The sequence below is a fragment of the Microcoleus sp. AT3-A2 genome (genome assembly GCF_036705685.1).
In the GTDB taxonomy this organism is placed as follows: domain Bacteria; phylum Cyanobacteriota; class Cyanobacteriia; order Cyanobacteriales; family Microcoleaceae; genus Microcoleus.
Map to the genome: position 1 here is coordinate 1 of NZ_JAUBVF010000060.1, position 12,053 is coordinate 12,053.

Below are 12,053 nucleotides of genomic sequence, written 5' to 3' on the forward strand. Positions count from 1 at the left end.
TGGGTTTGCAGGTTCCACAGTTTGATGGTGTTGTCATAGCTTGCAGAAGCCAAAGTCAAGCCATCTGGACTAAAGGCAACGCTATTGACCAAACTGCTATGCCTGGTGAGGGTGTAGAGTTCTTTTTGGGTTTGCAGGTTCCACAGTTTGATGGTGTTGTCATAGCTTGCAGAAGCCAAAGTCAAGCCATCTGGACTAAAGGCGATGCTATTGACCGAATTGCTATGCCCGGTGAGGGTAGCGATGGGTTTTTGGGTTTGCAGGTTCCACAGTTTGATGGTCTTGTCATCGCTTCCAGAAGCCAAAGTTTTGCCATCGGGACTAAAAGCGACGCTATTGACCAAATCGCTATGGTCAGTGAGGGTGGCGATGGGTTTTTGGGTTTGCAGGTTCCACAGTTTGATGGTCTTGTCACTGCTTGCAGAAGCCAAAGTTTTGCCATCGGGACTAAAGGCGACGCTATTGACCAAATCGCTATGGTCAGTGAGGGTAGCGATGGGTTTTTGGCTTTGCAGATTCCACAGTTTGATGGTGTTGTCATAGCTTACAGAAGCCAAAGTTTTGCCATCGGGACTAACGGCGACGCTAATGACGACATTGTTATGCCCTTCCAAATGATTGCGCTCTTTTACTGCGGACACTGCTTGTTGCAGCGCAGCTATCACTCGTCCTCTAATTTGTTTTGTCGTCTCGGCAGAAGCATCTAGTTGTTTGAATGCTTGCCCTGCCTTTAATGCTTCCAAAAGTGCTGGGAATGTCTGTCCTGAACGAAATGATTCATTAGAAAAAGCAGTTTCCTGGATTACATTTGCTAAATTCTGGGCTTGAGTGACTTTATAGGTGGCTAATTGCTCTGCTTTAATTAGCGTCTGATTGGCTTGAGTCAAAATTTTATTCGCTTGTCTCTGTGCTTCTAACTCTCGTTCAACTTCCCGTTGTTGGACTTCCCGACTGGCATTTAAAAACTGATAATCCAAATCGCTCAAACTTTTATCTGCGGTCCAATTTTGAGCATCTTGCAACGCTTGCCCCCGCAACAGTCGCGATTCATCTTGGCAATCAGAATCTATCCAAGCTTTAAAGCTTTCGCTATAAGGGCGGAGATTCGCTAATTGTTTTTCCACCCAATTAAGGTTAAAAACCGATTGATAAATCCGGTTATAAACTTTAAGTTTGCCAGACTGCTTAACCACCAACCCAGTTAATCGTAGTTCCATTTGTTCGGGACTATCATCAGCCGCTATCTCATTGTGCTGCAAAATTTGCTGATATAGTCCCAATAACCTACTTGCCCGTTGTTCGCTGCGTAAAATGCGATCGCGAATCGTCTTTAAATGCTCTGGTTCATCCTGCCCTTCCCAATTTTCAATCACCTTTTCTCGAACTAAATCTCCTACCCACTCAGCAGGATTTTGGATTGAGGCAGAGTTGGCGTAAATGAGAAGTAATTTACAAAGTTTTTGTGTTATAAAGGGCTGTCCGCCCGTCCAATATAAGATTGCTTCTAATAATGCTTGCGAATTTTTTTCTTGAATTTCTAACCCGACTGCCAAAGGTTGGGCTTCTGCTAATTGAAACCCTGTTAACTCTATTCCTCGACCAATATTAAACGGAGTGCGTCGCTTGTCTTGAATTAAATCTGAGGGAGTTGCTACCCCTAACATCGTAAATGTTAATCGACGATAGTCGGGTTGATCCGCTCGATTATTATAGCAATCACGAATCACAGCAAAAAAATCTTCTATTTTAAAGTTTAAGCTGATTAAGCTGTCCGATTCATCGACAAAGATTACTATATTTTCTGAGATATTCTTGAGTAATACTTCTTCAATAAATTTACTAAATCGTTTAACATTCGAGAGTAATCTGTTCTGCTCCCACCATTCATCTAAATCAAAAACGTCATACAAATTTAATCGGCTGATGATGCTATCTATCACCCCGGCATACCACTCTTCTGGCGTAATATCTGAGGTGCCAATTTCTGTGATATCAATGCTACTACAGGCGATTCCCTCTGCTTGTAACCGCTGCATTGTCCGCACTCGCAGGGATGATTTTCCCATTTGTCTGGAATTAAGAACATAGCAAAATTCTCCGGCTTTTAAAGCTTGATAAAGTTCTTCGTCCGCCTTTCTAGTGACATAAGTTGGGGCGTTTGCAGGCAGGCTCCCTCCCACTTGATATTGATAATCTTTCATAGGTCTTTGTTAATTCATAGGTGGAAAATCAGAGAATCAAGGAATCAATTTGTAGAGTCTTACACGTTCAGAAATTCCCTTTAACTCTTGCAGACCTAAGTCAATCACATTTAAAGATAAATGGGTTTTAACGACTTGATAAGCTGTCTCAGAAATACAGATCCCTCCTGGCTCTGCTTTCCCTTCTAAACGAGCAGCTAAATTTACGCCAGCCCCCCTGATATCATTATTAAGAGAGAAGATTTCTCCCAAGTGAATACCAATGCGGTGTTGCAGGACATGACTCGGAGGTAAGGTTGTAGCAGCTTCGGCGAAATTTCGTTGTATTTCTAGCGAACAAGCAACTGCTTTTACGGCACTTTCGGGAAAGCAAATTAATAAACCATCGCCCATTTCTTTCAGGACTTTGCCTTGATGTTTAGCGCAGATGCCTCGGATGATGTTAAAATCTCGATTCACTAATTCTAGTGTCAGCTTTTGGTTGGCAACTGATAAGGCGGTGGAATTAACGACATCCGAGAAAATAATAGCTGCTAAATTACTCTCTACGTGCAAGCTTGATTGGTTATTAATTTGTTGCACAGCAGTCATCTTCGCTTGGGGAGAGGCTAGGCGATGCTGAAAATATTGACGATACAAACCACAGAAGGGCATTACAGCATTTCCCTGAAATTTGATCAACCCCATGCTTCGCAATTTAAAAGCCTCTCCGGTATTAATTTCTACAGGTTGTTCGCTGTTAATGACTTCTCTAATTGTTGCTGCTAGTTCTGCATCTGTTTCCAAGTTAACTAAATGCCGTCGTAAATGATCGTAGTAAGGGCCTTCTTCAGTAGGAGCGACTTTTAGCAACCGCTCTAAGCTAATTCTCCCCCTGGCAACTTGGTAGAGAGCAACTCTAACTAAATAAGGATGACCGCCCACCATTTCCATCAGGTCACAAATCTCTTGATTTGACCAATTTAATCGGTGTCGATACACTAAATCTGTTACCTGTCTCTGATTGAGTTCAGGTAACTCTATGGGCAATCCCACGTTAAATGGCGATTGATTAATATTGAGAGGTATATAAACTTCTTGAGAGTGAGAAATGACTAACCTCAGCTTTTTCCAAATAGGCTCATTTTTTCCCCGCTCGTGCCAAGCTCGTAATAATCCAAAGAAGTCGGTGGCTATTTCCGAATACTGAAAAATCCGATCAACTTCATCTAACCCTAAAACAACAGACCGATCGCTGTCAGATAGTAGATAGCGTTGGAAATACTTCGTAGCTTTATTTTTACTGCCGAGAACGCCTTTCCAATATTCTCCTAACCTATCTTCTAAATTTAATTCATTGGTAATCTCACCACAAAACCACTGCAACAACTCATCAATATTGGTCAGAGAACTGCCATCAGCCGATTGAAAGTTTAAATAAGCCCTTTGATATCCCTGTTGGTTGGCGTGGGATAAAATTCGCTGCACTAAGGAAGTTTTTCCCATTTGCCGGGGGGCTTTGATTCGGATTAAAGCTCCGGGCTTTACAATAGTTTGGTAGGAGTCCCATTCAATAGGACGCCGATCAATATATAGGGGTGAATCTAAACTAACAGAACCTTCTGGGTTATCTAAATTGAGAATAGAAAGGGGAGGTGCGGCGATCGCTCGCGCAGCTTCCAGCACAAACAACGACGACTCTGCATTCAACTCAGAAAAACCCGACTTCTTCTTTAATACCGGAGTAAGTTCTTCTGGAATCCCTGCCATGCTGATGCTAACGCAACCCAACTTATAGGCAAGTTCGATCGACTCCCCCGCCGCCAACGTATCGTAAAAACCTACAGCAAATTCTCGTGCGGCGTTATCTCCCACCGTTTGCTTCAGGCCGATAACGTATGGAATGTGACGTGCGATCGCAGCCGCTTGCACTTCTGAATAGCAAGCGTTGAGTATGACGCACTCCACGTACTCATTAAACGCCTCAAACAAAGCTGCCAAAGCTTTAGCATTTACTAGCTTAATCTGCCCCATGCCATCTTCTAGGGCTAAACCCCCTTCTCCTGCACCATGCCCAGAGAAATGCACAATCTCTGGTTTATAATCTAATACGGCTCGCTGCATTTCTCTTGGCGTCACCGCCCACTGTTGCTCCAGTTGAAAATTGTCGCCCTTTTTAGAGCGTTGCAATCCCTCTGCAATTTCCTTCGCCTCTTTCTGTAAGTCCACATGGGTGGTATTTTTGGGGTTGGCTGCCAAAAACAGGATGGTTTTTTTCTTTCTTGGGGAACTACTCATCAATGGAACCTTCACGCTTAGGAGATACAGGAGCTTAACGACACTACCCCAGTCAGGGCGAGATATTTCTTGCCTTTAGGGTATTTAACCACAAACATCTTTATTTTTGTTGGTCAGTAAACTGGCAGAAACGAGCACCCTGACTCAAGCATAACCAATCCACAAGGCGATCGCTACTCTCAACCAATCATTTTAGCTATGTATTCAAGAAGTGCGATCGGCTTCCCCTTTTGCAGTCCTATTTCATAAATATCGAGATTCTTTATAGTTTTATTCTCATGCCAGATCCAGGATTTTTTGATGATTATTATTGCCTAAATTAGTACATAAAATCTTCTATACTTCCGCATTTATTTAATCCACGCACTCGGAAAAAAAACGGGTTTTTGATCGACTCGGTGGATAACAACAATGATTTATTTTAGTTTACTTAAACAATCATTCAATTCCCCTACCAACCATTCTTTCTCAGCTTGCGGCAAAAATAAGCCAAAACAATAGTTACGCGGCTTGGCGCGAATCCCGCAAAAAGTAATCGATTTTTTGAGCAATGGCAGATGAATTCCCCTCAACTTTACCCGCTGGATATCTTGAGGACGGATTTGAATTGGTCTAGTGAATTGACGATAATCAGTCCAACACAAGCACCTACACAACCATATCAAAGCATAAAATAGGGTAAATGTTGTTATAGCCAGGATCGATATCAAGAAAAATTGTAAGGATAATATACTTAGCCAGTAAGTTGTAGTGTATTCACCCAAGCTAAATAGAAAAAATCCCAGAATCAAAGAGAATGGAAGTAAAAATTTATAACTCAGATGAATGAACTGGAAAAACCACTTGAGTTTGCTAGGTGAACGATCGGGGTGTATCTTGATTAATAACCACCGTTTAGTGTCAATTAAAGTAATTCGGGCTTGGGGCGATCGCTGAAACATTTTGTCGGGATTAATCCCCCTTGGTTGTTCCCCTCGCAGCGCTGATAAAGCATCTTTTGCTGAGTGAAATCTATCTTCAATTGCGGGTTCAGTTATCTTCTCTAGCCAGTCGGCAAACTCTGTAGAAATAGAGACGAGCTCGCGGAATTTTACCTTCAGCTTTTCTCTGGGTAAATCCGATGGAAATTTCTGGGTTAACAGGAAAAGTAGTGTGGTTCCTAATCCATACAAATCTGTTGATAATACAGCTTTTCCTCGGAATTGTTCTGGTGCCATGTAACCGTAGGTCCCGACAACGGTACTGCCTCCAGTAACGGTATGGTGGTAAGTATTTTGAACTGCGCCAAAATCAACTAGGAAGACTCGCCCATTTTTTTGCAGAATAATATTTTGGGGTTTAATATCTCGGTGGATTGCAGGAGGTAACAGCGATTGCAGGTAAGCTAGAATTTCTAGCAATTGATAGGCGATATGACGCACTTGATCTTCACTTGGTTTCCAGCCATTTTCTATCAACTGTGCGAGAGACTTTCCCGGTGCGAGTTGTTGGGCGATATAAAAACAACGATCTTGGGAAGTATCAACTTGAAAGTAGTCAATGTAGTGAGGAATTCCCGGATGATTCAATCCCGATAAAGTTTTTGCTTCTCGTTCAAATAACTCGATTTTCTTCCATTCAGTTGTCAGACGCAGGGATAAAGCTTTGAGTGCAACTTTTTGATTGCTGTTTAAATCTACAGCAGCATAGGTGATTCCAACTCCACCCTGTCCTAATTTGCCGAGAATGCGATATCTTTCAGCAATGATTTTTTCCGATCGTTGTAGTGTTTCCATATTTTTCTGCCTGGGTTGATTGTGGATAATTAGTCTGTTGCGCCGCGAGATCTGAGTATTTTGGCTGCTGGGTCTCGGTCGGGGTTCCAGTTGGTTTTTACTATCTTGAGCGGCGTGTCGCCATCGCAGTTTGTAGCGTCAATTTTTGCACCTTTATCAATCAGCAATTTTAAGATTTCTACAGTGCCATAATGTGCTGCTTTGTGGAGTGGAGTTGTGTTACACATATCTCTATTATTAACATCTGCACCGTTTTGAATTAGCAGTGCAGCAATATCATTGTGTCCGATCGCGATCGCTTGATACAATGGAGTTTGACCGTCCGCATTTCTAGCGTTAACCCTTGCGCCATTAGCAATTAGCAGTTCAGCGATATCTTGAGATCCTTGAGCAACAGCAAGATGCAGGGGAGTTTGAAGCAAGTTATTTTTGGCATTAACGAATGCACCTTTGGCAATGAGTTGTTTGGCTACATCCTCAAGTTTGAAATCGACAGCGATATGCAGTAAAGTTCTGCCTTCTTTGTCTTCACTATTAACATCTGGGTTTTTACTAATTAGCAGCGCCACTGTATCCTGAAGTTTCAGGTCTACGGCGAGATCCAGTGGAGTTTTTCTTTGATTATCCTGGATATTAATTTCTGCACCTTTAGCAATCAGCAATTTTAAGATTTTTACAGTGCCATAATGTGCGGCTTTGTGCAGTGGAGTTGTGCCAGATCCATCTATATTATTGACATCTGTACCCTTGTTAATTAGCAGTGCAGCAATCTCATTGTGTCCGATCGCGATCGCTCGATACAATGGAGTTTGACCCTTCGCATTTCTAACGTTAACCCTGGCGCCATTAGCAATTAGCAGTTCAGCGATATCTTGAGATCCTCGATCGACAGCAAGATGCAGGGGAGTTCTTTTTTCCAAATCCAGAATCGCAACATTTGCACCGTCTTTAATTAGCTGTTGTACCAACTCCTTAAAGCCTATTTTGACTGCGTTATGTAATAAAGTTGTACCCTTGCCATTTCGGGCATTTTCTTCTTTGATGTTAATTTTTGCGCCCGCAGAGAGTAGTATTTGTGCGATTGTCTTCGATCGCGCCGTATGTAGAGGAGTCATGCCATTTTTGTTTTTGGCATTGACATCCGCACCTTTAGCAATCAGCAACTTGGCCATTTCAGGCGATCGGGCAAAGAACAGAGGAGTTTTATTAAAATATTGACTTCCTGTCCAGGCGTTAATATCTGCACCATTAGCAATTAGCATCTGTGCTACTTTTATGCGATCCAACATAGCAGCAAAGTGTAATGGGGTATAGCCATCTGTACCCTTAGCGTTGACATCTGCACCTTTGGCAATTAGCGTCTGTGCCACTTTTATGCGATCGGATGCCGTAGCAACGTGTAATGGGGTATAGCCATATGAATCCTTAGCGTTGACATCTGCACCTTTGGCAATTAACAATTCTGCCACCTCTTTTGAGCCAGCCAAGTGTAATAAATTCTCGTCGTTCTTTACCCTGCTATTGGCACTAATGCCAAGAGCCAGATAATGCCTAACAGTTTTAGTATCTCCCTGTCTGGCAGCCTCGACAACTGCATAGGGTGTAAATCCAATCCGGTTGAGGATGGGATATTTAAAGTGATTAAAAACAGCAACAGCAGCAACAGCAGCAATTCCTATTTTGAGGCGTTTTTTCCATTGCGTCGGATTGGATTTAACGCTAACTATTCGAGGATTGCGAAGAGATTCAAGCGCTTCTTGTGCCGATTGAAAGCGGTTTTCTAAATCTGGCGCGATCGTTTTTCCTAACCAATCGGCAAATTCTGAAGAAATCTGAATTTGAGAGCGAAAATCTTTCTCTAGTATATTTGTTGGTAATTCGGCGGGGGAACGGTGGGTTAGTAAATACAACAACGTCGCTCCTAAACCATATAAATCTGTTGCAGGTACGGCTTGTCCGAGAAATTGTTCTGGAGCCATATAACCATAGGTTCCAACTACGGTACTTCCTCGCATTAAAGTATTGTTATAAGTGTTTTGCACGGCTCCAAAATCTACTAAGCAAACTTCCCAATCTTTTGGTTGGTGGGAATTGATGGGGGATTTGAAAACAATATTTTCGGGTTTAATATCCCGGTGGATAACAGGTGGTGTTTGTGAATGGAGATAAACTAAAATCTCCAAAATTTGTGTGGCAATGCGTTGAATTTCGGCTTCGCTAGCGTGCCAGCCATATTCGACTAAACTTGCTAGAGATTGCCCTTGGGCCAGTTCTTGTACTATATAAAAACAACGGTTATCGGGAGTATCGACATAAAAATAATCCAAATAACGCGGAATTCCCGGATGATTCAATTTTGATAAAACATTGGCTTCTCGTTCAAATAGTTCCAGGACTTTCCAGTCATTCATCTTCTGTAAAGACAAAGCTTTGAGTGCGACTCGCTGATTGGTTTTGAGGTCAATGGCTTCGTAAGTTGTGCTACTACCGCCTTCTCCAAGCAGATTTTTAATCTGATAGTGGTTGACTAAGTTATGGGGAATTTGTGAAATAATATCCATAGCATTATTTTGGGGTGATGAGTACCAAGAAACATTTTATATTTGGGTTTTTGTAACCCAAGTCTTGAAAAATTTATGCAAGGTAAGTTGAGTGTTTGAGTATATTTCAAACAAGTCAATAGAAAAGTCAATGACTGACTCTGTATATTTGCTTAAATTTCAATTACCGTATTTCTATGGATAACTTACCCAGAATTTTGGAGTGTCATATCACCTTTGGCGAAAATTTACTTACGGGATATTGATCGTAATCGAGCCGATAATCATAGCCGACGCGATCGTAAATGCCTGCAAGCAATTCCGGCAAATTAACAATAGGTTCTACATCTTCTTCGCGCAAAGGAAGTTGTCGGTCTTTTTGAGATGCTAGCCAACGTTCGTAGGCTTCTCTATCGCCACTTTTTCTCTCAGCGCCCTCTGCGTCTTCTGCGGTTAATTTAAAAAATTTAGTGATTTTGGATACAATTCCCGACTCAACAGTCGATCGAACTCCTCAATTTTCGGTGGGGATCTAAAATTCACCTAAAGTTCGACGCCCTTTGGCAAAACCCTCCCTAAGATAGAAGTTAGGGGACGATCGGTCTCGTAGCCGATTCAGGGGCAAGTGTCAAGGACTCCATCGAACCCAAATCCAGAGCAGCAAGACAGGGAGGACATCAAAATCATGGTAAACGCGCCGACAGGGGAAACCCGCCTGGGCCCGACAGATCAGGTGCAAGCCTTAGACCGCGATTGCACAACCCTATCTCGTCACGTACTCCAGCAACTTCACAGCTTTTCAGCAGATGCTCAGGATCTCAGTGCCCTGATGAATCGCATCGGGCTGGCGGCCAAGCTGATCGCGAGGCGGCTCAGCAGAGCCGGATTAATGGCAGATGCCTTGGGGTTTACAGGGGCTACGAACGTGCAGGGAGAATCCGTCAAAAAGATGGATATCTATGCCAATGAAGTCTTTATCTCGGTATTCCAGCAAAGCGGACTTGTCTGCCGCTTGGCTTCGGAGGAAATGGAAAAACCCTACTACATTCCCGAAAATTGTCCGATCGGGCGTTACAGTCTGCTCTACGACCCCATAGACGGTTCTTCCAATCTTGACATCAATCTCAATGTAGGCTCCATATTCAGCATCCGCAAGCAAGAGGGGGACGATGCAGATGGCTCTGCTTCCGACTTGCTGCAACATGGACACAAACAAATTGCCGCTGGTTATGTGCTCTACGGCCCCAGTACCATGCTGGTTTATTCGATCGGTCAGGGTGTTCATTCCTTTACCCTCGACCCCAGCTTGGGCGAGTTTATTCTAGCTAACGAAAACATTAAGGTTCCCGATCGCGGCCCGATTTACAGCGTTAATGAAGGCAACTTCTGGCAGTGGGAGGAATCTTTGAGAGACTACATTCGCTACGTACACCGCAGCGAAGGCTACACCGCCCGTTACGGTGGGGCTTTGGTGGGAGATTTCCACCGGATTTTGTTCCAGGGAGGCGTGTTTTTGTACCCCGGAACGGTGAAAAACCCGGAAGGCAAATTGCGTTTGCTCTACGAATCGGCTCCTTTGGCGTTTTTGATGGAGCAAGCCGGCGGGCGCGCCAGTACGGGCATTCAAGACATTTTAGACGTTGTGCCGACCAAACTGCACGAGCGATCGCCCTTGATTATCGGCAGCAAAGAAAATGTAGCGATGGTCGAGTCTTTTATTCAAGATCGATCGCGCAATCCTAGAACTGTCCAAGAGTGAAGGAAGTTCGGCAACGAGCAATGTACGGGATGTAACGGATGTCAGGAAGAAGGAAGAGGGTTTTAACTTATAACTTTCGACTCCCAATTACCAATTCCCCATTGCCAATTTTCAATTACCAATTTTCAATTTTCAATTTCCAATTTCCAAGTCCCAATTAACAGCTATCAAATTGTAGGAGTTACAGTAATGACAGCAACACCAACGAATCACCTGTTAGAAATCAAAGAAATTGGCCAAAGTATCTGGATGGACAATTTGACTCGCGATCTGATCGAGTCCGGCGAACTCAAAAAGATGATTGAAAGTCGGGGACTGCGCGGGATTACATCTAATCCGGCTATTTTTGAGAAAGCGATCGCAGGTAATGTGATTTACGACGCGGATATCGAAGCGGGCATCCGGGCGGGCAAATCTGTTATGGAGATTTACGAATCTCTGGTATTTGAAGATATCCGCAACGCTTGCGACATCTTCGCCCCAGTTTACGCAGAGTCGAAGGGTTTGGACGGTTATATCAGTATTGAAGTGCCACCGACGATCGCCAACGACACAGAAAGCACGATTAGCGAAGCCATACGCTATTACCAAGCCCTCGGCAAAGAAAACGTGATGATTAAGATTCCGGGAACCGCTCAAGGTTTGCCCGCAGTCGAGCGAGTCATCAGCGAAGGCATTAACGTTAACGTGACTTTACTGTTCTCCGTTGACAGCTACGTCGAAACCTTCTGGGCTTACATTCGCGGTTTAGAAGCGCGGGCGGCTAAAGGTTTGGATGTGAGCAATATTGCTTCTGTTGCCAGTTTCTTCTTAAGCCGGATCGACATCAATGTCGATGGCAAGATTGACGAGAAACTCAAAAATGTCACAGATATTTCCACAAAAGCTAAACTGGAAGCAGTGAAGGGAAAAATTGCGATCGCCAATGCGAAGGTAGCTTACCAGAAGTATAAAGAGATCGTAGCGAGCGATCGCTGGCAAGCATTAGCGGCCAAGGGAGCGAAAGTACAGCGCTTGCTGTGGGCTTCCACCAGCACCAAAAACCCCAACTACAGCGATGTCATGTACGTCGATGAACTAATCGGCCCCGACACCGTTAACACTTTGCCGCCGAACACCGTTGAAGCTTGTTTCGACCACTGCGATGTCGCACCCCGGATTGAGAACAACGTTGAAGAAGCTTACACGCTGATCGAAAGTCTCAAAGATCCCGACATCGACATCAACTTGGACCAAGTGATGGCAGACTTGCTCCTCGACGGGATTGATAAATTCGTCACCCCGTTCCAATCCCTGATGGATTCCTTGCAAGAGAAAGTCCAGAAGTTGTCACCCGTCGCTTAGGCAGATATCTGTATCCTGAAAGGCAGAAGCATTTAGGAATCGGAATAGATAATTATTTGGGTTCTTAAATGCTGAGTCTTAAATCCTCTCTAGGGATTTTCAGATTAATGGCTCTCAGAGTTCCTAGAGAGCAAAATCATCTGCCTCCTCTAGCAGT

At 43.7% G+C, this 12,053-nt stretch carries 7 protein-coding genes; 2 read left to right on the forward strand and 5 right to left on the reverse strand.

The window, feature by feature from the left end; all coding sequences use genetic code 11:
* The 5 genes from QUB37_RS24005 to QUB37_RS24025 form a co-directional block, all read right to left on the reverse strand.
* A partial coding sequence (locus QUB37_RS24005) for an AAA-like domain-containing protein (RefSeq protein WP_333166940.1) occupies nt 1–2,201 on the reverse strand: 2,201 nt, incomplete at its 3' end.
* Between the two features lie 36 nt (nt 2,202–2,237).
* Nucleotides 2,238–4,478, reverse strand: a complete 2,241-nt coding sequence (locus tag QUB37_RS24010; protein ID WP_333166942.1) for an AAA-like domain-containing protein — start codon at nt 4,476–4,478, stop codon at nt 2,238–2,240.
* 416 nt (nt 4,479–4,894) lie between these two features.
* A complete protein-coding gene (locus QUB37_RS24015) occupies nt 4,895–6,253 on the reverse strand; it encodes a protein kinase domain-containing protein (RefSeq protein ID WP_333166944.1) in 1,359 nt (452 codons plus the stop codon).
* A 29-nt stretch (nt 6,254–6,282) separates the two neighbouring features.
* Nucleotides 6,283–8,814, reverse strand: a complete 2,532-nt coding sequence (locus tag QUB37_RS24020) for an ankyrin repeat domain-containing protein (RefSeq protein WP_333166946.1) — start codon at nt 8,812–8,814, stop codon at nt 6,283–6,285.
* 205 nt (nt 8,815–9,019) lie between these two features.
* Entirely contained in the window at nt 9,020–9,154 is a 135-nt protein-coding gene (locus QUB37_RS24025) for a DUF4058 family protein (protein ID WP_333166948.1), read from the reverse strand.
* A 324-nt stretch (nt 9,155–9,478) separates the two neighbouring features.
* On the opposite strand from QUB37_RS24025, the gene fbp reads away from it, so the two are divergent.
* Together fbp and tal are read left to right on the forward strand one after the other, a co-directional pair.
* Nucleotides 9,479–10,552: a class 1 fructose-bisphosphatase gene (fbp, locus tag QUB37_RS24030; protein WP_333166999.1), complete on the forward strand. Its 1,074-nt coding sequence runs from the start codon at nt 9,479–9,481 to the stop codon at nt 10,550–10,552.
* Between the two features lie 189 nt (nt 10,553–10,741).
* Nucleotides 10,742–11,896 (forward strand): transaldolase, encoded by a 1,155-nt coding sequence (tal, locus tag QUB37_RS24035; RefSeq protein WP_333166950.1) that lies wholly within the window; start codon nt 10,742–10,744, stop codon nt 11,894–11,896.
* Nucleotides 11,897–12,053 lie beyond the last annotated feature (157 nt).